The organism is Haloarcula halophila, assembly GCF_029278565.1.
In the GTDB taxonomy this organism is placed as follows: Archaea; Halobacteriota; Halobacteria; order Halobacteriales; family Haloarculaceae; genus Haloarcula; species Haloarcula halophila.
This window is the reverse complement of sequence record NZ_CP119562.1, coordinates 67601-89254: the sequence shown is the minus strand read 5'-3', so window position 1 is coordinate 89254 and position 21654 is coordinate 67601. Positions and strand designations below refer to the sequence as shown.

Annotated in this window: 25 protein-coding genes and 1 pseudogene; 22 read left to right on the top strand and 4 right to left on the bottom strand. The window is 58.8% G+C overall.

All coding sequences use genetic code 11. The annotated features are described in order from the left end of the window. Window positions 1–76: 76 nt before the first annotated feature. The 13 genes and pseudogenes from P0204_RS20795 (at window position 77) to P0204_RS20730 (ending at window position 10750) form a co-directional block, all read left to right on the top strand. Window positions 77–529, top strand: coding sequence for a hypothetical protein (locus P0204_RS20795; protein ID WP_276224540.1), 453 nt, complete (start codon window positions 77–79; stop codon window positions 527–529). A gap of 108 nt (window positions 530–637) precedes the next feature. Then, window positions 638–745: pseudogene (locus P0204_RS21245) on the top strand (IS1595 family transposase); the annotation flags it as partial. Between the two features lie 964 nt (window positions 746–1709). After that, the gene (locus P0204_RS20780; protein ID WP_276224538.1) at window positions 1710–2534 is read left to right on the top strand and encodes an N-6 DNA methylase; all 825 of its coding nucleotides are present in this window, start codon (window positions 1710–1712) and stop codon (window positions 2532–2534) included. 63 nt (window positions 2535–2597) lie between these two features. Next, the gene (locus tag P0204_RS20775) at window positions 2598–2843 is read left to right on the top strand and encodes a DUF7389 domain-containing protein (protein ID WP_276224536.1); all 246 of its coding nucleotides are present in this window, start codon (window positions 2598–2600) and stop codon (window positions 2841–2843) included. 354 nt (window positions 2844–3197) lie between these two features. Next, window positions 3198–3479, top strand: coding sequence for a hypothetical protein (locus tag P0204_RS20770; RefSeq protein ID WP_276224534.1), 282 nt, complete (start codon window positions 3198–3200; stop codon window positions 3477–3479). 57 nt (window positions 3480–3536) lie between these two features. After that, window positions 3537–4343, top strand: a complete 807-nt coding sequence (locus P0204_RS20765; protein WP_276224532.1) for a hypothetical protein — start codon at window positions 3537–3539, stop codon at window positions 4341–4343. A gap of 92 nt (window positions 4344–4435) precedes the next feature. Next, window positions 4436–5065 (top strand): hypothetical protein, encoded by a 630-nt coding sequence (locus tag P0204_RS20760; RefSeq protein ID WP_276224531.1) that lies wholly within the window; start codon window positions 4436–4438, stop codon window positions 5063–5065. 88 nt (window positions 5066–5153) lie between these two features. Continuing rightward, window positions 5154–6182, top strand: coding sequence for a hypothetical protein (locus tag P0204_RS20755; protein ID WP_276224529.1), 1029 nt, complete (start codon window positions 5154–5156; stop codon window positions 6180–6182). Between the two features lie 830 nt (window positions 6183–7012). Continuing rightward, window positions 7013–8392, top strand: coding sequence for a Cdc6/Cdc18 family protein (locus P0204_RS20750; RefSeq protein WP_276224527.1), 1380 nt, complete (start codon window positions 7013–7015; stop codon window positions 8390–8392). Window positions 8393–8686: 294 nt separating this feature from the next. Beyond that, on the top strand, window positions 8687–8926 hold the full coding sequence (locus P0204_RS20745) for a hypothetical protein (protein ID WP_276224525.1): 240 nt from the start codon (window positions 8687–8689) through the stop codon (window positions 8924–8926). 82 nt (window positions 8927–9008) lie between these two features. After that, entirely contained in the window at window positions 9009–9254 is a 246-nt protein-coding gene (locus P0204_RS20740) for a type II toxin-antitoxin system HicB family antitoxin (RefSeq protein ID WP_276224523.1), read from the top strand. 10 nt (window positions 9255–9264) lie between these two features. Beyond that, on the top strand, window positions 9265–9519 hold the full coding sequence (locus tag P0204_RS20735; protein WP_276224522.1) for a type II toxin-antitoxin system HicA family toxin: 255 nt from the start codon (window positions 9265–9267) through the stop codon (window positions 9517–9519). A 511-nt stretch (window positions 9520–10030) separates the two neighbouring features. Then, a complete protein-coding gene (locus tag P0204_RS20730) occupies window positions 10031–10750 on the top strand; it encodes a hypothetical protein (RefSeq protein ID WP_276224521.1) in 720 nt (239 codons plus the stop codon). Window positions 10751–11042: 292 nt separating this feature from the next. Here the strand turns inward: P0204_RS20730 and P0204_RS20725 are convergent, their stop codons facing one another. After that, window positions 11043–11270: a hypothetical protein gene (locus tag P0204_RS20725; protein ID WP_276224519.1), complete on the bottom strand. Its 228-nt coding sequence runs from the start codon at window positions 11268–11270 to the stop codon at window positions 11043–11045. A 74-nt stretch (window positions 11271–11344) separates the two neighbouring features. Between P0204_RS20725 and P0204_RS20720 the strand changes: the two genes are divergently transcribed. From P0204_RS20720 to P0204_RS20690, 7 genes are all read left to right on the top strand, one after another. Then, window positions 11345–11539 carry a hypothetical protein gene (locus P0204_RS20720; protein WP_276224518.1) on the top strand — a complete coding sequence of 65 codons (195 nt, stop codon included), beginning with the start codon at window positions 11345–11347 and terminating at the stop codon, window positions 11537–11539. Then, window positions 11532–11744, top strand: a complete 213-nt coding sequence (locus P0204_RS20715) for a hypothetical protein (RefSeq protein WP_276224516.1) — start codon at window positions 11532–11534, stop codon at window positions 11742–11744. Before P0204_RS20720 ends, P0204_RS20715 begins: the two co-directional genes overlap by 8 nt. Window positions 11745–11786: 42 nt before the next feature. Then, window positions 11787–11921 (top strand): hypothetical protein, encoded by a 135-nt coding sequence (locus tag P0204_RS20710; protein ID WP_276224514.1) that lies wholly within the window; start codon window positions 11787–11789, stop codon window positions 11919–11921. Window position 11922: 1 nt separating this feature from the next. Beyond that, window positions 11923–12369: a hypothetical protein gene (locus P0204_RS20705; RefSeq protein WP_276224512.1), complete on the top strand. Its 447-nt coding sequence runs from the start codon at window positions 11923–11925 to the stop codon at window positions 12367–12369. Between the two features lie 50 nt (window positions 12370–12419). Then, on the top strand, window positions 12420–12587 hold the full coding sequence (locus P0204_RS20700; protein ID WP_276224510.1) for a hypothetical protein: 168 nt from the start codon (window positions 12420–12422) through the stop codon (window positions 12585–12587). A 120-nt stretch (window positions 12588–12707) separates the two neighbouring features. Further along, entirely contained in the window at window positions 12708–12863 is a 156-nt protein-coding gene (locus P0204_RS20695; RefSeq protein ID WP_276224508.1) for a hypothetical protein, read from the top strand. A 1251-nt stretch (window positions 12864–14114) separates the two neighbouring features. Then, the gene (locus P0204_RS20690; RefSeq protein ID WP_276224506.1) at window positions 14115–15164 is read left to right on the top strand and encodes a single stranded DNA-binding domain-containing protein; all 1050 of its coding nucleotides are present in this window, start codon (window positions 14115–14117) and stop codon (window positions 15162–15164) included. Between the two features lie 757 nt (window positions 15165–15921). Here P0204_RS20690 and P0204_RS20685 read toward each other — a convergent pair. Then, the gene (locus tag P0204_RS20685) at window positions 15922–16287 is read right to left on the bottom strand and encodes a hypothetical protein (protein WP_276224504.1); all 366 of its coding nucleotides are present in this window, start codon (window positions 16285–16287) and stop codon (window positions 15922–15924) included. Window positions 16288–16762: 475 nt separating this feature from the next. Here P0204_RS20685 and P0204_RS21300 point away from each other — a divergent pair, with 475 nt between their 5' ends. Together P0204_RS21300 and P0204_RS20680 are read left to right on the top strand one after the other, a co-directional pair. Continuing rightward, on the top strand, window positions 16763–16912 hold the full coding sequence (locus tag P0204_RS21300; protein WP_465260851.1) for a DUF7837 family putative zinc-binding protein: 150 nt from the start codon (window positions 16763–16765) through the stop codon (window positions 16910–16912). A gap of 101 nt (window positions 16913–17013) precedes the next feature. Next, window positions 17014–17448 carry a TRAM domain-containing protein gene (locus P0204_RS20680; RefSeq protein ID WP_276224502.1) on the top strand — a complete coding sequence of 145 codons (435 nt, stop codon included), beginning with the start codon at window positions 17014–17016 and terminating at the stop codon, window positions 17446–17448. A gap of 1021 nt (window positions 17449–18469) precedes the next feature. On the opposite strand, the gene P0204_RS20675 is transcribed toward P0204_RS20680, so the two are convergent. Together P0204_RS20675 and P0204_RS21295 are read right to left on the bottom strand one after the other, a co-directional pair. Then, a complete protein-coding gene (locus P0204_RS20675) occupies window positions 18470–21028 on the bottom strand; it encodes a type IV secretory system conjugative DNA transfer family protein (RefSeq protein ID WP_276224500.1) in 2559 nt (852 codons plus the stop codon). Next, entirely contained in the window at window positions 21025–21636 is a 612-nt protein-coding gene (locus P0204_RS21295) for a relaxase/mobilization nuclease domain-containing protein (RefSeq protein ID WP_465260850.1), read from the bottom strand. The genes P0204_RS20675 and P0204_RS21295 overlap by 4 nt, the downstream gene beginning before the upstream one ends. Between the last annotated feature and the right edge of the window lie 18 nt (window positions 21637–21654).

Below are 21654 nucleotides of genomic sequence, written 5' to 3'. Positions count from 1 at the left end.
GCTAAGTGCAAGAAAGTTAGGATAGGCGTAATCTACGCCTGATTTTCTGCATCTCAGGGAAACTGAGAGATCCGCTATGGGTAGTGCCTATCAATCCAGTTCACGGAACGCGAGTCAGGAGCGAACGTGGCGCTGGAAAGACGAATCGGACCCCGAACCACTGCCGCAATCTTGGGCCGACGGCGGCCGTCGCGAGTCGCCAACGTCAGAGCAGGTCCCCGTGTATGCAGTCCAGGTTCGCACCGGGCTCCTCTTAGAGTGGAAGGTCAAACCCGCCAGCCGGAAAGTCACCGGATCACCGCTGCGCGAGCGGCCAGCAATCCGAGCCGTCTACGTCACGGAAGACGCCACGCAGGCGATCGTCGGGGAGTGGGATGCGACAGAGAAGTCCAGCGGCTGGGTTCCCGACGAGGACTTCGCCAGTGTCCTCGCCAAACGCCCCGAGAAACTCGATCCCGTCGGGCCGACGGATCAGCAAATGTTCCAGCGCCTGCTGGATGATCTGTACGACCTCGGTCGCTGTGCTTAACCAACACCGGAGCAGGAACACGTAGGTGTGTTGGTTAAGATCAACCCATCTTATCTAAAGCTGCGGAAAGACCGTATAGTTACACTGAGCCGGCGCTAATGTGGCGATATGGGTTCTGCTCAGCCAGCGTTCGGCGGGATATTTCGAGAGCTGATCGAGCTGGGCGTTGTTGAAGTCAACACGGAGCCGCTCGATGCAGGCGTTCGCCGTCGGCTTCACGCGACCGGCTGTTCGCTTCAAGAAACGAAAGGGAGTCTCCGAGTATTCGGCGTAGAACGCTCACATCAACCAATCGGTAAATATCAGCTGACGAGATGTTTAACTAAACAATGCCAGTGAACACGGCCTACCAATCCCCCGGTGTATTTATAACCGTCTATAATGTACTATACGGTTGGGAGGTATGTGTGAACACACCACAACAAAATGGGAGGCAGGCAGAGTCACGGCCGACACAAGAAACCAGATTCGGTGACTTCTGGATATTCGGCAGTATAAGTTTCATACTGACAATTTTAGCTGGGTTCTGGTTGTATTCAGAATTAATCGAGATAACGACGTCGTTCCACTTTTTCTCAACAACCGCCCTCACAGTCCTGCATTTCTCCTTCTGGATCGGTCTTTGGATACTTCTCTTACTAATCCGAGGGCAAATCGATTGACATCCTCCTGTTCCGCCTCCATGCGGAGAAATCTTTTTTCTCATCAGGCGGTGGCTGTGGAAGGTCTGCAGCCTGTCCAAGCAGGACTTGAAACAGGCCGCTCACACCTTCGGCATCATCGCTCGCTCAACCTAGCTAATCATTCAGTGTCTCGTTATCGGGCTTTCCGTAGTTCTACATAAGAGCAACCGTTCCATTCGTCTTTAGCTAAGACTGGTGATAATATTTTGCGACGGTATTATTCCCTTCAGTATTAGAACGAGGAAACCAGCGACTGAGATGTTCTTGCTATCGAGAACAGGCGATACACGAAGATTGGAAGCTGTGTTTTCGGGTTGTAGCGAGCGTGCTGCGACGCAATTCGCCTTCGATACGCGGTTATTCAGTATTACTGTGAGTATTAGCTAAAGACGAATGGAGCAACCGTTCTTAACCAACACGAGGGCGGGGGATTGTGGGGTGTATTGGTTAAGACACAGCGCTCCCCTGTTTTCTGTTCCTCCCGAGAGGATGAGAGGATGGCTTCTCCACACGTCGACGTCGACGACCTCATTGCGACGCTCGAACAGATCCGCAAGCGCGGCCACAGCGCCCACTCAGTTTTCCGCGACTGGGTCGAGTTGATGCTATACGCTCTCCAGCGCCGGGACGAACCCTACCTGGAGATTCTGGAGGACTATCGCGAGCGGGCCGACCTGGACCAGCCCGAGGGGCAGCGCTCGCCCGACCTCTTCGCCACGGCGTTTGGCCAGCTTCAGGAACGCATGGCCGAGACTGACGCCGACGTTCTCGGCGCCGTCTACGAAGAGTACGGGATGTCCAGCGACGCCTTCGGCCAGCACTTCACCCCGCACCCCGTGTGCGAAATGATGGCCGGGATCTCGGGGATCGTCGACGACAGCGAAACCGACGGTCGACAGACGGTCCTCGACCCAGCCTGTGGGAGCGGGCGGATGCTCCTGGTCGGCGGTCGGCGACACCCCGAGGCGCTGTTTGTCGGCCAGGACAAGGACCCGCTCTGTGCAAAGATGGCAGCACTGAACTGCTGTTTCTTCAACCTCGACGCCTACATCGTCCAGGGCGACTCGCTCACCATCGACTACCAGCGGGCGTGGCAGACCACCCACTCGCCGATGGGCGGGAGCGTTCGCGAACTCGACGAGGACGAGACCGAGGACCTCCGGGACTCGCTGACCGGGGCGTTCGAGAACACGGCCGAGGAGGTCGCCCCAGACGACGCAGGGCAGGACTCGGAGCGCCAGAAGGAAGGTGAGTCGGTGTCCGTCTCGACGCTGTCTGGCGGCGAGCAGGCGTCCTTGCTGGCTTTCGACCGCGACCAGTGACCGCTCTTTTCTGCGCCCCCAGGGGCTGAGGGGCGTTCCAGAGAGCGCTCCCGTCAGAGAACTATGTCCGACGACGACACTTCAGCCGACATCGACGTCGAGCGTATCGAGCGAACGGATATTGGAACGAGCATGGAAGCCCGGCTCAAGCGAGGCACTGGAACCCGAGACGAGGACCAGGTCACGATCAAAGCGAAGGCCGAGGACGCTGAGCAGACCATCGACGAGTTCTACCAACTGCTCGCTGAGTACGACGACAACATCAGCGACCGACTCCGCGGGATTCAGCCTGAGAAGGCGGATTCCTAAGCACTTCCTAGTAGATTTTTTATACTGGAAACTCGAAACAAAAGACACCGCTCGCTTGAAGGGGCCAACCGGCTCCGACAGGAGCTCGCTGCGGCTTCGATACGAGAACCCACCGTAGCTTAGCAGGGGAGGCCCCGCCTGTGCTCCCGGTGCCCGAGGCAATCGGAACAACCGGGGTTTTCAGCACACACCGGCAGATTCCAACGACGAAACCCGATCCCCATCGTGGTGTCGGGGGGAAACCGTGGTGGGAGGCCACCGGGACAGGCGAGCGTAGCCAAAATCCCGTCGGCGACAGCCGGCTGGGGGAGTCGGCGGTTTTCTGTCTCCCCGAGAGGGTGGAGGATTCCACCAGTGAACACCACGACAGACGACGAAGCACTGCTCGAAGAACTGGCTACCTACGGGAATCGGAAACTGCTGCTTTGGCAGCTTGCAGTCGACGGTCGAAGTTTCTTTGGCATTCGATATCTCGCAAGAGAGCGCGGTCTGCAGGACGCCCCCGTCGAGACTCAGGTCGAAGCCTTCGCCGACAATATGCTCGTCGACGGCGAGATCCGCACCGAGTACCAGGAAGCCGTCGACTGGGACATCCTCGAATCGGAGCACGGCGAGACTGTCGACCAGTACCTCTAGATCCAGTCGACGACGGCGTCGGTTTTTTGTCGCCTCACGGGGTGGAGGCTCAGATCTATGAAGACGACCGACACCCCGCTCGAACCTGACTTCCAGCGCGCCATCGCGAGCGACGTCGGACTCCCGTTCCACGTCGACGTCGAGCGGCCCGACGAGGTGCCTGCCGACGACCAAGAGCGTGCTATCGACCTTGCTGAACGCATCCTCTGTGCCGCTGGCTTCCGAACCGGGTTCCACCACCACGAGGACATCCGAATCTCGATGGAAGAGTGGGCTCCCGATCGCGACGAGGACCGCGAAGACGACCCCGGCTTCTGGCGCTACCAGGTGTTCTCGATGTCTCCCCGCGAGCGGAACATCGGGCAACTGACGGGCGAACCCGAGGTGAAACACCAGAAAGCCCAGACAGTGCTGGCCTGGGCAGCAGACTGCGTTCCCTCCGAGGCCCTCGAAGCAATCGAACAGTCCCAACTCGTGGATATCGAGCAGGCCTGGCGCGAGGCCGCCGAAGACGAGCGAGTCCGACGCGAGATCCAGCAGTTTGCCGAGGACCCGCCTGCCGAGGTCGACGGCTGGGAGCGCTTCGATGCCAGCCACGACGCCGTCGAGGTCGCCTACGTCGCTCAGAACCATGACACGCCGTCGGTCGCCACCGTCTTCGAGGCCGCCGCCGGCCAGCTGAAAGCACGGGAATTCACCCTGGAGGAGTGGATCGACAACGGGGGCGATCCGCGGGATGCCCAGCCCAACCGCTTCTGCGTGGCCAGCAACAGCGCCAGTGCCTACGCCCGTCTCCGGTCGCACCTGCTGACCTTCGAGGCCGAAGCGATGGCTGACCAGGAGATGGAAGCCCACCAGCTCTAGCTCCTCTTTCGTCCGACTGGCCGTCGACAGCGGTTTTCTGCGCCCCTGACGGGTGAGGGGCGTTCCAGAGAGAACGTTCCCGACACAGAGCTATGTCGACGCAAGAGCAACCGACACTGCCAGCAGAGAAGGGCAAGGAGTACAGAGAGCCAGACGCAGACGAGCAGGACACCGACAAGGCGACGTCGGCGGCCGGAGACGATGCGTTCCCCTCCCTAACCGTCAACGCCCGCGGCGTTGCAGAACGGTTCCGCCGGGTCGGCGACTGGGAGCACACCGAGGCCTTGGAGACCCAGGAAGTCCGGCTCTCGCTCTCCCACGACTTCCAGTCCTACGCCGAGTGGACCGACCTCATCTCCGCAGATTTCGATCCGCACCGTCCCACGGTCTGGAAGGGCGATATCGTCGACCGGCTGTTCGACCAACTCTCAGAACACTACGAGCGTCCGTCGTCGACGTCGGACGACCCGCCCCACTGGACGGTCAGTGTGAGTGGAACAGCGACTGCGTGGCGACGGTTCTTCCTGGAGTGCGTTCAGACTGGCTCCGAAGAGCACGAGCACGCCTATCACGCTGTAGCACATCTCAGCCAGCTCCTGGGTGCGGATATCGCCGGCGACGGTGCAGCGCTGGCAGCACTCGACCTGATCAACGAGTACGATCTGGATCACTCGAAAGAACAGTTCCTCGAGGATCTGCAGGACGACGCGGACGACGAGTAGGACAGGACACCCCTTTATCGAACTGTTTTGTTTTACTTTCACCCAGGTGGGCGAGGGTTTAAAAGATATGACGAGTAGAAGAAGATGTGTGACCGATCGCAACCCTGATTTCGATCCTGCTGACATCCGCGGCGCTGCGAGCTCGGACCCCGATGGCGGCCGTCGCGACGAGGAGCGGCCACCTGGGAACTACCCGGCCCATGACGGGGACGACACCAGTACCTGTGCGACCTGCTGGCGGGACATTCCCACGGGGGAGCTTGAGTGTCCCTTCTGCGCCAACGAGGATATCGGCGAGTCGTCAGTCCCCGAGAGCATGCAGGAGGCGACCGTCGAGCCCTGGTCGTTCGGCCGCGTGGTGATCGCCGTCGTCGAAGCCAACTCTGACTACCACGCACGAGCCCTGGGAGCTGCGGCCTTTTCGGTCGCGAGCGAGGACGACCTGGCTCGCGATTTCGACGTACCCTACGCGGAGGTCATGCCACGAGCGGAGTTCAACTCGGAGCCCTCGAATACACTCACAGAGGGGTGGCCGGATCTCCCGCCGGAAGCACCGGTCGACCAGCCCGAAGGGCGGGCCATCCTGGAGACCGCCGTCCAGGCAACCGACTGGGGGGCGCCAGATACCGAACCCGTCATCTATCGCGAGGACGGAACGCCCCTGACCAACTCGACAGCCTACGAAGCCCTCTCGGCAGCGATGGATCTCGCCGAGGACGACTACTGGGTGGTCCCGGGGTTCGTCAAGCGCTACGAGATCGACCCCGAGGGCGATGCTGTTACCCGGATGGTCAGCGAGTCGTCTGTCGAGTACGAGTATTACTGCCGGACTTGTGCCGACATGCGGACCCACACGCACATCGAAACGGACGGGTTCGCAGACCACCCCTACATGGACCGGCCGATCTGGGTCTGCAACAGCTGTTGTCAGCCTCGTCACGAACCAACCGAGTCCAGGTCCGACAGTGGGGAGGACACGCCCGATCACTTCCCGGACGGACTGACCAAAGACGACGTCCACGGCAACGATCCGACTCCCGAGGATCTGGCTGACAAGGAGTTCGAAGACCAGATGGCCGCCCATCGCGAGCGCCACGGTGTCTATCCCTGGGAGTAGCGTCACGGGAGCAACCGTAAGTATTCGCGAGATGGGGCTGAGACAGTAACAATTCTTGCTTGTCGACTGACTCCCCCACCCCGGATTTCAAATGAATTTAGCCAAGAGTAGAAGCCCCGCATAGCCAGAATGTTATAACGAATTATGCCCAGAAGGTACGGTGACCACGAGATAGAGGGTCTGTTAAGTGGGATCATCCGAAAGGGGCACTGCTTCAGTAGGTATTCTTATAGAGTGTACGATATTTCTCTATGGACAAGTAGAACATGAGACCTAGTAGACAGAGTATATAAACACGTCTCTAGGATTGTTTTGAGATCGATCTATATTTGCTCTACCTTTCGAAAACGACTCTATTACAGGCTTATTACTACTACTACTTTACCGATACAGTAAAATATATAATAACGTGGAAAGACGAATAGTCTCCACATGAAGTCCAAGCATTAATTTCGCAAGGTAAAAGCTCTATATCGTGCGATTAACCCTCTCAGGTAACTAACCTAGTTTTCTCCCGAGCCACCCCTCCCCTTCACCTGGAACCAATTTCATTTGAAATCCGGGGTGAGGGTATAGCACAACTCTATCCAAGAGTAACTATACCGCGATTTCATTTGAAATCTGGTGTGGGGTTGGAATATCCACCTGGAGGGTCTGTTCACACGGGCAAATCATTCGAAATACGGTGTCCCACAGATAGATTCTAATCTATATTTGATAAGTCCCGGTTCGAGAACGAGCAAGAGATAAGAAGCCGATGCTCGGCTAAATCCGAGTAAACGACAGAATTAGTGGAAAGAACTAAGTCGAATTCATTTGAAATCCGGTGCATGGCTTCAGGTGAGGAGCAGATGAATACACTGGGTGATTATGCTGCCGAACACGGAGCTGTTGCGTACTCTCGCTCCAACTCTCGTGATGATCCGCTTTCTGTCCTTGATGAAGAAGATCCAATCTTTGCCAACGAAGACCTGCTCCGCATCGACCATATTCCGGACCACGACAAAATCGTCGGCCGAAATGATCAGATCGAAACCGTTGCTCGTCGGCTCAAACCAACGATTTCTGGTGGATCAGGAAAAGGAACACTTCTCTTGGGTAAGTCTGGATCTGGAAAAACACTTGTCACTCGGTATGTCAGTCGCGAAGTCGAAGAACGAGGCGCGAGCAATGATGTTCGCATTGGACGTGCAATTATCGACTGTGCGCAACGTCGCTCGGAGGTCCAGACCATCATTCATCTCTCGAGAAGTTTGAACGACTCCGACAAAACGGGTGTAGAGATTCCACAGTCGGGTATCGCGACGGGAGCTTATTACGATCGTTTGTGGACGGTTATCGACGAACTCTACGACGCTGTTATTGTCGTTCTTGACGAAATCGACCGTCTCGCACCTTCTGATGACACTCAAAATGTCCCCCCAGAGGAGGCCGACGATAGCAAACTTCTGATGCAGCTGTCTCGGGCAGGTGAGGAGAATGATGTTGAGGCCAGTATTACGGTCGTCGGTATAAGCAACGATCTCAAATACGGCGACCGGCTGGACACTCGTGTTGAGAGCTCGTTCGCTCCAGATGAGATTGTGTTCCCAGCGTATGATGCAAACCAACTCGGAGACATCCTGGACCGACGTCGTGACGCCTATCATGAGGGTGTCCTTTCGGACGACGTTGTCCCGCTGTGTTCGGCGTTTTCTGCCCAGGAACACGGCGATGCACGGCGTGCGATCGACCTCTTTCGACTCGCCGGCGAAATCGCTCGGGACGATGATGCGGACCACGTGCGTGAAGAACACGTCCGCGCTGCCAACGATGATGCCGAAGTAACACGGATTCAGGATCTTATCCGAGGGTGTCCAACGCAGGCGAAGGTTGCGATTTCCGCGCTCGCTGCGATGGATGAATATACAAATCAGTCTCATTTTAAAGCAACTGAAATGTACCAAGTCTACCGTGAATTCGCCAAAGCGATCGACATGAATGTCCTAGGCCAGAAGCGAATCACAGACCAGCTTCGGGAGTACGAGACGCTGAAAATCATCGATATGACCCGAACAAGTGACGGGTATCGGGAAGGAACGTATCTCCAGCTCTCACTGCTGGACGAAGCGAGTCTCTTGCTTCAATCCATCGGCCTCGATGATAGGTGCTCACAGATTCCTATTGACACTAGGATGCGTCAACAGCTAATCGATATTGTCAGCCGCTAGATCGCTCCGCTACAAGCATTCCACTACCGTCAAATACGGACTGTCTCCGTCCCAAGGAGTGAGCCACTCTGGTCGGGGACGCTCCAAGATCTCGCTGAGCAAGCTGGTGCCGAAGATTCCACAAACTTGTCAGCAGACTCAACTTCCGCCCCCAGAAGTCAGCAACCATCGGTTACTCACACCCGTATCTCTGAGGACACTCTCGTGAAAAGTGGGGGGTGGGAGCCACTCCAGGAGCTTGAATATGGAGAGTCGTTGGTTTTCTGACTCTCAGATTAGTGGAAGAGTCAAGACATGTCCACGACACAAGCACCGTCGTTCGAGAAGTTCGGGTTCGACCAAGGAGACCACGTTCGCGTCGACTGGACTGAAGGACAAGGACCACTCGACGAGATCATCGGGACTGTCATGGATATTGGACTCAGCGCTGGCGATGTGATCGTCAGCGTTGAAGCAGACGACGACCAGTATCCTGATCAGTCGATCTTCGGAGGAACCCATGACTGCGCTCCCGAGTGGATTGAGCCCATCTAACCGGAATTTTGCGCCCCACAGGTGTGGCGGGAAGCAGAGCCCGCACAAACTACTTATCGAAGCACTTCAAATGTCAAAACACATGAGCTCGGGGAAAGAGATTCGCTTAAAAAACAGGGAAGGGAGTGACCTCTGGACGGCCGTCGATGCCGAAACGGGTGTTGCGAGCCAGGGACGGAGTCGACAAGAGGCCCTAGAAAACCTCGACGAAGCGGTCGAAGGCTACCGCGGTGCCGGACGGCCACCGACTGAGGAAGAACTTCGGGAACTGGGTATTGACCCCGAAGAGAACGAGTCGGGTGGCGAACTCCCCGACATCCTCGAATAATCTCGTCACGATGGTTTCTCGCGACTTCAGCGGAGCAGATATCGTCAGCGTGCTCTGCAACGTCGGTAATTTCACTCTCGACCGGATAAACGGTGACCACTACATTTTGGTCTGGGAACCTCCGGCTGACCATAATACAGATCAACGCACCGTGTCTGTTCCATACCACGATCGTATCGACACTGGGACACTCAGACAAATTGCTGAGCAGGCTGGTGCAAACGACTTCAACGAGTTCTGTAAATGGATCAAACGTAACCGCTGAGCAGTCTGTAAATACAGGATTCCATCCAAAACTCTAGTGTATTTTCCAGCTTCGTCAGACAGTAAATTGAAGTACCATCCGCGAAAAGCGGGCTAACGTCAAGACAAGAACACACGATACCCACTGCTGATGGGTGTTAGAAGCAGGAAAGGGGGCTGTTAATTCAGCCCCTAAGGTTGGACACCTCCTGCTTCTGACGCCCGAATCATAAGCGTTTCCCCACGACCAGAGACATCGCTACGTCGCTGCGGGACTCGTCGACTATCCGAATCCACGCTCATCGTCCACCAAGAGCTGTGCGTGGACCTTCGCTGTCGAGGGGTTCCACAGAACTCGTCCCGTCGCTCGGCCCGACAGCCGGGCAGTCTCTGGTCCTGCCCGCGCCGTGGTCGGCAAGACCTGGTTCGATTCCAGACGCAGGCCTGCAGTATGCACCTGGCTGTTCCCTACAGCGAGAGGGCGAATCGGCATCAAACGACTGGCGAAAGCACGTCAACGGAGGTGGACCCGGATGTGTGAGGACTGCCTGACCCGCGAGGAGGTTGAGGAGATCGTCGCCGAGGAGACGGCCGAGCTGCGAGCAGAACTCGAGGCCGAACGCGAACAACGGAAAGCGGCCGAGGCCGAACGCGATCGTCTCCAGGAGCGCGTCGACGAACTCGAAGCCCGTGCCTACATCGACTGGGACAGTGGCGACGAGCGTGATATCCAGATTGTCGCGACCGATGGAACTCGGTACCCACTCGGACGGGCAGTGAAAACGAAAGTCGCAGAGACCGATCTTCAGGAGCGCCTCGACGACCTTCGCGACCGACTCGCCGAGGGCGACCTCGCTGAATCGGACGCGGAGCGGGAGTCACCGGCGATCGAGACAGAGACCCCACTGGAAGACATCGTCGCCTTACCCGAGCCCGTCGCCGAGTCCGAGCTCTCGGCCAACCAGCAGCGTGCGCGGTTCCTTGCAAGGGACGTCCGCGACTACGCCGACAAAGCGCCAGCTGGGTGGTGTCTCACCGCCGGCCAGGTCGGGACAGTGCTGAAAGCCGGCCTGGACATCACGCCACACAGCGAGACCGTCCGCCGGGTGCTCCAGATCCTCGAGGACCTTGTCGACGACGCAGCGACCGTTCGGAAGCGACGCGGCGAGAAACGCATCGTCTTCGACGAGGACCTCGTGCGACGTATCGAACGACAGCAGGCTCACGACGCTGTGAGGACGGCACCGGCATAGGCGTGTGAGGAACGCACCGATCCCGCCAGGACCCTGGCCAGGCCAACACTAACCGCCGACCGCACCGTCGCCTTCTCCCCCTCTCGCTAGCAGCAGCATTCGGGAACCGCTCGTGCTGGACAGTCGTGTCAACGGCTGTCCGCACAGAAATCGTCGGCACGGACAGGTTCTGTCCCTCACAGCAGTGTGAGGCTTCTGTTGTTCGTTCCATTTTGTGCGCCCCTGGTGGGTGAGGGCCGCCCCACAGAGAGCGTCCCGACACAGAACCATGTCCAGTGAATACAAGGGTCCGTCAGAACTGCGTGGCTACGTCGCATTGTCTCTCGATACTACCCACGGCGCCGGGGTCGGCTTCGGTGGCTACTCTCGACAGCATCCCGATAAGCTTCGACGTCGCCATCCCAACGATGCGATCGTGAACGTCAAACGAGCTCGCGATGTCGCCCGGAGGTTCCACGACTGGGATATTCCCTCTGAAGACGAACTCATCGAGGCCGCTATGGCTGGGCACTAACCTCATCGGGTGTCGACGGCTATTTTCTGCGCCCCCAGGGGGTGAGGGGCGGTCCAGAGAGAGCGTCCCGACACAGAACGATGTCCGATGACGACACTCCAGCCCGTGTTGCACAGCAGCCAGATCCCGAGGCGATCGTCGAGTTCGGCGACGTCGACGCGGAGTTCCGCCAGCTCGTTGCCGACACGCTCGAGACATCCGAGTCTCTCAGCATCGAACTGCTCGGCGGGGACGATCCAGTCCTGGTCGTCGAGGAGGTCGATGGCGATGACTGACGATCGACTCATCCTCGTCGTCAAGGGCGTCGGTCCTGCTGACTTCCCTGTCCACGAGACCGATCCGAACAAGCGCGACGAGGCGGTCGCGCTGGCGGACGATATCTTCGAGCTGCTCCAGGAGGACTACGACAAGGACGTCGCCGGCGTCGTCCCCGTGGTCAATCCCGACTCCCACGAGCAGTTGCAGAAAACCGAACGCTAGCCGCGGTTTTCTGCACCCCCGGAGGGTGAGGGGTTTCCCGATATGAGCACTGAGCACCAAGCCGTCGACGAACAGCCGCCAGAACACACCACCGACGACATCGACATCGAGGCCGAACACCAGGAGGCACAGACAACCGGCGAGGTCTTCGAGGGCCAGCAGCGGGGAGGGCGGTAAGATGGTCTGTCCGGACTGCGAGCGTCCATACCCGTCGACGACCTGCGTCGGAAAGCGATACCAGATCGACGGAGCGACCTACGATCCGATCCCGTGGGGTGAGGAAGCCCGATTCCGAACCTACGAGCAGCAGGTCACCTCACTCGAAACGGAGGTCCACTCCGGGGGACGTGGCCGTCTCTCGAAAGCCGACGTCCGCCAGGAACTCGAGCGCTTCGTCGCGACGACCGATCCAGAGGCGTGGAACAACCGCTCCTGTCCCGCCTGTGGCGTCGAGCAAGGCGAGTACCATCATCACCTCTGCGACTACGAGGAGTGTCCCGCCTGCGGCGGACAGCCCCTGATCTGTCCCTGTGAGATCGACATCGAGGTCACAGACCACGAGCAGGTCCAGGCCGACGCCAGCAGCCAGGGACGCCTGGCCAGGCTCCTGGGCCAGCTGGGGTAGCTGGCCGCTTGCCTGGCGTGGCTTTGTGCGTCCCCGGCGGGTGAGGGACCATGCCCGAGAACACCTGCCCACGCGAGGAGTCCAACGCCGAGATTACTGAGTCCGAACGGGTCGCCTGCGTCGACGGTGAGTACCCAGAAACCGCGACTGTCGGCCGGTACGCGGCGACGTGCGCGAACGGCCACCTCACCGTCGAGGACGTCCCAGAATCGCTGTGAGGCCCGCTGCCGGGCGACCGTCGGTTGCCCCCAGGGTCGCCCGGCAGACACGCCTCTCCTGGTAGCTGATCGCGACACCGACGGCGATTTTCTGCGTCCCCAGAGGGTGAGGGATACTCGATGCCAGACCTGCCAGAGTCCTGTCCAGCCGAGGAGTGCAGCGCCGACATCGTCGACAGCGAGATCACCACGGTCGGGACGCTCGACCCGCGAGCTCGCGATCCACGAACCGAGCCGGTCGTCACCTGCGCGGAGGGTCACCAGCGGGTCGTCTAGGCTCGCTGGCTTCCTTTTGAAACGGAAAGACCTCGCGCACGTCGGGGTCGCGCGCGGTTGGAGACGAGAGGGACACGACTGCACTGGCGTTGGCAGTCGGTCCCTCTCAGGATGGGGCAGACGGCCGGGGGAAACGGGCGGCTGTCTGGTGGATCCCAGCGTGGGGCTGGCAGGCGGCTGCAGCGGGCGAGAGCACGGCGTGTGTCGGCGTGGGACTGACGGGCGGGCTGGATGGGCCGGTTGGCTGGGTGTCGCCTGTTGGCCGCGCAGCCGCCGCTGGGCGGCTGTCTGTCTGTCGCCGGCGCCGGTTGGGTGGATGGGATTGGTACAGAGACGGATGGGTATCGCGACTGGGAGGGTTTCGAGGGGACTGAAACCACTGGTACGAGAGACTCTCGTGGAACTGCTGGGTCTGTCGGCACTCCTGGGCACGGGACGATTCTCACTCATGGTGATAGCGGGACTGTCGGGACTACTGCAGTGGTCAGATCCTCCAGGACGACGTCGACGAACAAGTCCGACCAGCACTCCTTGAAAGCCCCACGCCGCTGGCGGTCGCTCAGCGACATATCGCGCAAACCGCGCGCGATAGGGGTCGCTGCCCCGACCACAGCAAGCGCCAGCGGCGTGCCCCTTTCAGTCCCACCCGACAGCACAGTACGGCGGAGACGGCGCGCGCGTTTCTCGCGCACGGTTCTGAACGAGGAACCTGCTTGGCCTGCGCTCCCTCGCCGGAACGAGCACGTCGCGGCGGAGAGTCTTGCTTACGACGGCAGGCCGCCGATCCGCCGGCGGCTGACCAGAGTCAGCCTTGGCGGCATCGACGCCCTGCCGCCGACGCTGGCGACTCTCTGTTGCTCCTCCGTTCACGGGCATGTGGCGCTCTCTCAGCACCGCCCGAGCGCCATTCCGGGCTTTCGGCATCCGGCACTCGCTTGGCCGCGCGGGATGCTGGCTCAACTGCGACCGCACAAGATATCCCCCGCCCGCCGGGATGTCACCCACGCACTGGTCTTTATATACTATTCCGGGACGAAACGAGAAAACCTAAACACCGCTCAGATACCACTAAAATGTCCGAATATTGCACTTGAAGCGAAGCTATTCAACCACAGTCTTTAAGTGATAGGCACCCATGGCCTTATGTACGGGAAGGCACGACACACGCGGCACTCACGAAGCGGTTTCGTGTCGCAGGAAACCGGATGCTGAGACATCCGGCAAGTGTCTTTCCGTGGTGGTAGAAAGACAATGTACGCTAACTCTTCGAACGGTAAGAAGGCATCGGCAGACGTTGACCAGACGATCCAGCTTAGTGCGCGTGTTGACGGCCCTGAGCATCTACTTCAGCAGGTCGCAGAGACCGAGAACGGGGACGAACTCGATTACCGGCCTAACCGGGGCCTGGACTCTCGCGGGAACTTTTACGAGCGGCAGAATGATTACGACTGGACGCGGGACACCGAAGTCGGCCCGAACCGTCGCCACGGCGAGACGCTCGCGATGCAGGAACAGCGACACGGCGAGGAAGCCGAACAGGCACGGCACCGGGAGACGGCACACGCGGCACACGCTGACGGTGTGGAACGCGCTCGGTCCAGCCGCCAGCTGACCGACGCGGATACGGACCTCGATCACCCGGACATCGCCACGCGCCAGACGGACCCCCGCGAGAAGATGGACGCCGAGACGCTCGCGGAGGTCAACGAACGCGCCCGTCGGGTGGCTCGCCAGACGACCATCACAAGCGCCGCAGCGGGGCGCTGTATCGCTGAGACGGTGGCCGGCGGTGGCAGTCCCCTAGACGGCGAACTCGACGCGCTGATGGCCGCTCGCGACAGCATGAACTCGCCGGTCCCGTTCGCGGAAGTCGACGCAGACGGCGGTGAGGTGACTGTCGAGGGAGAAGTCACCCACATCATCGAGGAGCCGGCCAGTCGGAACCAGTACCAAGTTCTGTACCTCGAAGACGACGCCGGCACGAGCTGTAAACTCACTGTCTGGGACAAGGCTCTCCACGGCACCATGGTCCGCACGCTTCACGAAGGGGATCGGGTACGGATTTACGCGGGCAAGCCCGGCGAGTACCGCGGTACCACGACCGTCGCGGTCACGAGCAAGTCGACCATGTGCATCCTCGAAGACGGCGATGGCCCGGCACCAACGGGTGACCGACGGGCCTCGTGGGGCTGTTCGGGTGACAGCCCGCGGACCGCGCCGTGGGACGCTGAGAGTGACACCCACCAGTGGATTTCCCACGTAGACATGGAGAACGCTGTTGAGGTGACGCTCTCGGACTAATCGCGGGAGTTCCTCGCCTCGCCTCGACGACTGGCTTAGTGGGGGAGCGGTCCTCACCCCCGTCGGCGCGGAGCCACCTCGCGCACGCGGCCTCGCCGCCGCCCACCGGCAGGCCGGGGCGGCGGCGAGACGACCGCGCGCACGGACTGGGTGCAGTCGCCAGCGACCGCGCTCGACGTGGGTCAGTCTGGCCGGGTGCTGGTCGCGATGAACGACTGGATGGACGTTGACCTGGGCCAGCCAGCGGGGCGAAGCCGGTGGCCTGATCAGATGGTCGTGTCAGCGCGCGGCGCCGACGGGTCGCTGCGCTCGGCGCGATCGCGCGCCTCGCGGTCGGTCCATCGTGCTTACTGCGTTGCGCGCGATCCCCGCCGACCGCGGGGAGGGGAGACGGGACCCGCATTCATGGCTGGTTCGTCGAGATCTGGACGCGGGCGGGAGTGGCGCAGTGGTCTTAACCAACACTGGGGTCGGATAATCGCGGGTGTGTTGGTTAAGCGTCGGGGGAGCGCTCGTATCCCGCTACTCGCCAGCGTGGATTTTGTGCGGCCGCAGGCAGGTGGCGGCCAACTCAGGGTCGCCAGGAGGTGAGAACTATGGGAGAAATCCAGTGTCCGCGGTGCAACCGCACGTTCATCATCGAGTTGCATGACCCGCGATTCCGGTCGGGATCATTCTACGATTCCAAACGGGATGAATCATATGACCAGCTCTGCGAACGGTGCCACCGAGAAGTGGTCCGTTGACGCTGGTTGAATCAGTCCCTATTTTTTGCCGCGACTGGGTCCCGGATGGGATTGAAGTCCATTTGTAACAGCGCCTCGCGCTCATCAGTCTCTGTGTCCTCTTCAATGAGCACGCCACGGATTGTTTCTCGATCACTGTGATACTGGATGATTGACTCGTATCCGTACCGGGTATTTACGCCCGGCGCAGACCAATGCGTGACGCGGACCTCAAACTCTTGATCTTCCCACGTTTCGATATGGACCGAGATCGGACGCTTGAGCTGTTGGCGAGCGATCGCGACGACCTGGTCGACCACTGGGCCGATTGTCTCCATGGACGGGACAATCTGGTCTTCGGGTAGCTGTCGCTCTGGATATGGATGTGTCTTGGACATGAGAACCGTTGCGTGCAGACGTTGCCCGGCATCAGGTAAAGCGCTTGTGCAGAGACCAGGCCGCACCGGTCGTCGACGATTGATGGAGTGTTGATTCTCAGCTTGCACTGTTACTGGACGCCTAAACACTCTTCTCACGACCGAGTGCTCCACTATATCGAATATTATTGTGGAATCTCGTAGCGACAAAACTCAGTTGTGCCGCACTCGGGACAGGCCTCACTCGGTGGGTCAATTGTCGTCCCACAGTGGCGGCATTCGATTATCACGTCCGGTCGGTTACCCGGGAGGAGTCGGGTAAGGACTGTCCGGACCTCCATATGTCCGAGCACAGAGAGAGGCACATTAATGCTACTGGATAATTTATTTTGACGAAATTGTGTGTTCAGAGCATGCTCAGCCGCCAAAGGCTTACACTTGAGGATAACAGAGTTTTGTCTGGAGGGACCTGTCACACGCTCCCTCTCCTCTTTGCATGAACGGTGACGCGTCACTCGGTTGCTGTCCAGACTGTGGCGAGTGGATTTCGAGGGCGTGGCTGCTGGTTGAATACGAGAAGGACAATGGAACGACTGGGATTTGGGCTGAGTGTCCCAGCTGCGAGCGGGTAGTCAGTCCAGAGTGATGGCTGGGTCTGGGCTTTAGCGTCATTGTCTCCTCTACAGAGTCTCAGTCGACGCCAGAATCAAGTACTCTGCTTCACGTATCTCTTCTCAGAGGCATTTGATGGAAATTTCGGATCAACTTCAGTGTCTGTTTTCTGCGCAGATTGAAGAACAGAATGGGTCGTACGTTGTCGAGGTCCCGGACCAAGAGATTCAACTCGGCGAGATTCAGACCGATGAGACGTACCGAGTGGCGCTACTGTCGTCGCCATCAACTGGGACGGTCGATGAGTCAGTCACTGAAGCACAAACAGAACGCAGTGAATCACAAACAGAACGCAGTCCGCAGACCCCACCTGTCGACGAAGGCGAACACCGGGATGTTGAGATCGAAGATATCGGTGACCAGGGTGACGGTATCACACGTGTCGAACGCGGCTTTGTCGTTATTGTCCCTGACACCGAACAGGGGGAGCGTGTAACCATCGAGATCGCTGATGTGCGCGAGAACGTCGCCTTCGGAGAAGTGGTAGAACGCCTGAGTTACGACGACTGACTCCTCTCTAGTTCCGGATCCGTTCCGGTGTTTGAGTTCGATACGCGCATCAACTTACACTTAGCAGTTCGGTCCATCACCAACGTCCTTCAGAAGAGCGAACCATGGCAAGTGATAATTGTGCTCCATCCAAATAACTGCCTCCACTGTCAGAGGGTGATCGAGTGCTGATCCATCGCGATGGCTTCGACGGTGAGGTGCTTGGGACGGTGACCGCCATCGACGACGAAAGCGAAGAGATCGCGGTCCATCCGGATGGTGCCCCAGAGGGAATGCGGTTCGAACGAGCGACCCTCCAGTCGATGACTCGTGCAGAGAATCGGGACCCGGTAGACCTATCGTATTTCATAGGTGATCGTGTGCTAGACGAGACGGGGCCTGGAACTGTGATGGAGAAGGTGGCTGAGGCCTCCAAATGGCGGGGAAGTACTGAGTCAGGTTTGGGCCAGACTCGGGGATCGTTGAGCGCGAATAGCAGGAGTTATCGCTGGTCGCTGGGCGAGGCAGCGAAGCGTAGCCTCGGATTCTTCTTGGGTTGCTAACACAGCCGGTTGGCCGGGCAGGCCAGGGTGCATCGAACGGGGACCCCAGGGCTAGGCGCCGCCGCAGTTGATAGTCAGTTTCGTGGTAATTCACGGATGGTTAGGGTGCGCGCTACCGCCGAAAATTGTGGGGCAAGATAAAGGGACACGGTGTGAGCGAAAAATCCGGCTGCCGTCTTGCGGTTTGGTGTGAGTCAGACCGATTTTTCGCACCGTGTTTGTGAGTTATACCGCTCCCCTCTTGCGATTTCACACTCAATACTATAGAAATAAATGAATTAACTGGAAGATTGACATTACCCATGGTAAGACTGGTAATTGGCTGGCCCCCCCCTCTAGATTGGAGATACTCAGATTTGGTCTCAAAATTTCTCATACCTATTAGCGATGGTACAATCGGTCAGTACCAGTACGAGGAAGGTGACTGGACAGCGAGTGTGAGAACCACCCGCAAATATACCGCTTGGAAAGATGCCAACTCACATGAAGTTCGCAGGGTCGATCTCGTCGTCACTATCGTCGTCATCGTTTTCGTCGCGATCCGCTTCTTTCTCGTCACCATCACTCTCGTTATCCGATTCTAACAGTTTCTCTATATCTTCATTGTCATGGACTGGCTCGTGATCTGGGGTGTGAGTTTCCTCCTCTGGAGACTGGTGATTAGTGTCGGCAATTGAGTTATCTGCCCTATCAGATTCAGCCTCAGTTGAGCCGGGTGACTTGGGCTCATTGGTCATTTCGTCAGGGTTGGTCTCTTGCTCACCTTCGGAGTCAGCGGAGTCATCCCCTCCCTCAGTATTGTCTTCTTCGAACAATTCTGAAGCGTCATCAGACGTCGGCTGCTCGTCGTCGACATCGACTTGCTCGAGCAACTCAGTGCGGAACTCGTCGCTCATCCGGAGGGCTTCAGTGTGGGCAGTCACCTCGTTGAGGACCTCCTTGGGAGTCAGGCCAGTCTGGTTGTGGAGGTCCATGAGTAGTTCCTTGATTTCGATGGTCGCGTCGGCACCCACCTGGAGCGAGAGGACCCGATCATCAAGCATCGAGCAGATGTCTTCGAAGGCGTCGATATGTGTCGGGTCGGAGATCGGTGGTTGGTTAAGATCGAGTCGGTCGAGTGCTTCGTCCCATTTCGCATAGGAGAACGACAGCGACGGAGACTCGACATTATCAGCAGCCCACACGTCAGGATCAACCGAGTTATTTTCGCCCGACTCGGTCTGGTCTTGAACCTCACCGTCGATATCAGACTCGCCGAACCGGGACCGTAGTAATGCGAGCCAGCTGTCAGTATCTTCGAGATCATCCTTCGTGTCGTCCAACGAGACCGGTGACTCGACACCCCTCTCAGGGAGGTTGTCACGGACCTCGTGGAGTTCGTGAGCCTGTCCGAGCCACCAGTCAGTCCGGCGGACGGTGACACATTCCCCTGGCCCGAACTTCCGGAGCTGTCCGGGAGTCAGCGGGTTCTGGTCTTTCTCCTGGTGACGGCGACGATTCTGCTCGCTCTGGGACCGGTCGCCGGTCGATCTAGAGACGGCAACCATCTCCTGCGTCTCGAAGGTCCGGTGGTCGCCAACCTCGTCGAGGACGAACTGGGTGGTCTCCCGGTCGCCGGGACCGAAGTAGACACCCTGTGGGCAGTTGCCCAGGATGCCAGAGACAGTCGAGTACGTGTCTTTCAGTTGACCGACCGTCTGGACGCCAACCAGCGCACGGGCTTTCTCCTTCCGGCCACGGGCGGTGAGGTTCGTGACCTGGGAGAGCGGCGGGAGTTGGTCAATCTCGTCGAGGATATGGACCGTCGGATTCGGGGCTTCCATGGCGTAGCGGATCGACCAGTCCAGCAGCAACTGGAACATCGGACCGAGGGTCGCCATCCGTGAAGGCTCGGAGTCGATAATCAGCACCCGGCCGTCGGGGCTTCGGATGTACTCGTTCAGCGAGAACTCGCCGTACTCCGCGAAGTCGTCGACGAACACCGGACGAGTGTGCTCGCGAAGCGTCTGATAGACGTTCCGTGCCCCTTTGCCCTGCTCTGGGTCGAGATGGCCAGCGTCCAGCCGTTGATCGTATTCGCTAAGTTTCTGATATAGTTCGGTATGACCTTCCTCGAGCAGTTGCACGAGATCGAGGTGGCAGAGTTCCTCACGGCGGTTGTTTTTCTGTGCTTCCAGATGGAGGTACATCAGGACGTCCTCGAAGACCTGTTTGGCCGGCGTGTGGAACGGGTTGTGCCCGTCGGGCTCGCCGAAGATTGTGCGGGCAATCTCTCGGAAGTCACGCCGGCTGTCAGCGTCTTTGAACAGATTCCAGACCACATCCCCATTCTGAGCGCTAATCCGCTTGACGTCGAAGCCAAGGTCCTCATAGAAGCGCTGGAAGTCTTGGCCGGCGTCGTGTGCGATCACCGCCGTGTCCCGGTGATAGGGAAACTGGTAGGCCAGCAACTGCATAGCCGAGGTCTTCCCCGATCCAGTTTCGCCGATTACGGCCGTTGACACGTCCTGGTCGATTTTCGGCGGTGTTGGGGCGTCGTCGCTCTTATCGTTGACGCCATCCAATGGGACAACTAATTCGTCTTCGTCACTGTCGTAGGGGTCCATCGAGAGCGAGGCTGGGGATGTCCGTCGCAAGAGATCGCCGCCGGCCACGGCTACGAGAGCGGCGCTATACAGCCCGGTTGAGATCGTATACGAGACGTATGGCAGTGAGATGCCGGGAAATTGGAAACCGGCGAAGATTCCAATGATCGAGAGCCCTGCGACGATGTGGGCGAACGGACCCAACAGCAGCCAGAGAAACTGCCCGTTCAGCAGTGCCGGAAGGAAGAATATCGCTGTGACCGCCGTGAAGCCGAGATAGAGGTACCGCCAGGCCCAGAAGCGTTTGTGGAGTGGTTTATCGGCATCAACCCACATCGCGGGGAACACGAACATAAAGAACGCCCAGAAGAACATCACGACGCCGTCGTCACGCAGTTGGGTCGGGACCTCCGTGTTCTTCTGGCCCGGCTGGGTGGTTGGGTCGGAACTCACTGCGCACCACCCATGCCGAAGTCACGCTCTGGTTCTTGCTCTCGGTCTGGCTCAGGCGAGAGTTCTCGATCGGGGTTGGTTTCTTTCCGGGCCTCTGGATCTAGCTCTTTCTCGTGGGCTTGTTCGCGACGCTCTTCAGTACGTTCCTGCTTTCGGTCGACGTCGCGTTCTTTGAGTCGTTCTTTCTCGCGGAACTGTGACCGAGCCCGTGAACGGAACCGCTGAATCTCTTGGCGATCCATCCGCAATTCAGCCTCTCTCCCGGTCGCAACGATATGTGAATGAGGGTGGCAATCTTTGCTGTGTACCCCGTATAGGTAGTCCATTGTCGGGTTTGAGGTAAGCTCGTGCTGCATCAGCTGCTGGGTATGCTGGGTAACCTCGGAAGGGGAGTAACCTGCTTGTGGATCAGGAGAGACGATAATATGCCGCTCAAACCCGAAGTCGCGACTCTTCGACACGAAATCAGATACCTGTTGATCAGAAAGTTTTCTCCCTGTTGGTCCCCGGACTGGGACTTTACGGCCCGAATCTTGGGCTCGGTCTCTCCGTATATACTTGACAATGTTGCCTGCGCCACCTCGCTGAAAATCTGTTTTCGTAATCATTGCTCGCTCTCAGAAAGC

What these genes read in the sequence shown, in the direction of transcription:
- P0204_RS20795 (WP_276224540.1), top strand. Translation starts at nt 77, where the DNA reads ATGGGTAGTGCCTATCAATCCAGTTCACGGAACGCGAGTCAGGAGCGA.
- P0204_RS20780 (WP_276224538.1), top strand. Translation starts at nt 1,710, where the DNA reads ATGGCTTCTCCACACGTCGACGTCGACGACCTCATTGCGACGCTCGAA.
- P0204_RS20775 (WP_276224536.1), top strand. Translation starts at nt 2,598, where the DNA reads ATGTCCGACGACGACACTTCAGCCGACATCGACGTCGAGCGTATCGAG.
- P0204_RS20765 (WP_276224532.1), top strand. Translation starts at nt 3,537, where the DNA reads ATGAAGACGACCGACACCCCGCTCGAACCTGACTTCCAGCGCGCCATC.
- P0204_RS20760 (WP_276224531.1), top strand. Translation starts at nt 4,436, where the DNA reads ATGTCGACGCAAGAGCAACCGACACTGCCAGCAGAGAAGGGCAAGGAG.
- P0204_RS20750 (WP_276224527.1), top strand. Translation starts at nt 7,013, where the DNA reads ATGGCTTCAGGTGAGGAGCAGATGAATACACTGGGTGATTATGCTGCC.
- P0204_RS20745 (WP_276224525.1), top strand. Translation starts at nt 8,687, where the DNA reads ATGTCCACGACACAAGCACCGTCGTTCGAGAAGTTCGGGTTCGACCAA.
- P0204_RS20740 (WP_276224523.1), top strand. Translation starts at nt 9,009, where the DNA reads ATGAGCTCGGGGAAAGAGATTCGCTTAAAAAACAGGGAAGGGAGTGAC.
- P0204_RS20735 (WP_276224522.1), top strand. Translation starts at nt 9,265, where the DNA reads ATGGTTTCTCGCGACTTCAGCGGAGCAGATATCGTCAGCGTGCTCTGC.
- P0204_RS20730 (WP_276224521.1), top strand. Translation starts at nt 10,031, where the DNA reads ATGTGTGAGGACTGCCTGACCCGCGAGGAGGTTGAGGAGATCGTCGCC.
- P0204_RS20725 (WP_276224519.1), bottom strand. Translation starts at nt 11,270, where the DNA reads ATGAGGTTAGTGCCCAGCCATAGCGGCCTCGATGAGTTCGTCTTCAGA.
- P0204_RS20720 (WP_276224518.1), top strand. Translation starts at nt 11,345, where the DNA reads ATGTCCGATGACGACACTCCAGCCCGTGTTGCACAGCAGCCAGATCCC.
- P0204_RS20715 (WP_276224516.1), top strand. Translation starts at nt 11,532, where the DNA reads ATGACTGACGATCGACTCATCCTCGTCGTCAAGGGCGTCGGTCCTGCT.
- P0204_RS20710 (WP_276224514.1), top strand. Translation starts at nt 11,787, where the DNA reads ATGAGCACTGAGCACCAAGCCGTCGACGAACAGCCGCCAGAACACACC.
- P0204_RS20705 (WP_276224512.1), top strand. Translation starts at nt 11,923, where the DNA reads ATGGTCTGTCCGGACTGCGAGCGTCCATACCCGTCGACGACCTGCGTC.
- P0204_RS20700 (WP_276224510.1), top strand. Translation starts at nt 12,420, where the DNA reads ATGCCCGAGAACACCTGCCCACGCGAGGAGTCCAACGCCGAGATTACT.
- P0204_RS20695 (WP_276224508.1), top strand. Translation starts at nt 12,708, where the DNA reads ATGCCAGACCTGCCAGAGTCCTGTCCAGCCGAGGAGTGCAGCGCCGAC.
- P0204_RS20690 (WP_276224506.1), top strand. Translation starts at nt 14,115, where the DNA reads ATGTACGCTAACTCTTCGAACGGTAAGAAGGCATCGGCAGACGTTGAC.
- P0204_RS20685 (WP_276224504.1), bottom strand. Translation starts at nt 16,287, where the DNA reads ATGTCCAAGACACATCCATATCCAGAGCGACAGCTACCCGAAGACCAG.
- P0204_RS21300 (WP_465260851.1), top strand. Translation starts at nt 16,763, where the DNA reads ATGAACGGTGACGCGTCACTCGGTTGCTGTCCAGACTGTGGCGAGTGG.
- P0204_RS20680 (WP_276224502.1), top strand. Translation starts at nt 17,014, where the DNA reads ATGGAAATTTCGGATCAACTTCAGTGTCTGTTTTCTGCGCAGATTGAA.
- P0204_RS21295 (WP_465260850.1), bottom strand. Translation starts at nt 21,636, where the DNA reads ATGATTACGAAAACAGATTTTCAGCGAGGTGGCGCAGGCAACATTGTC.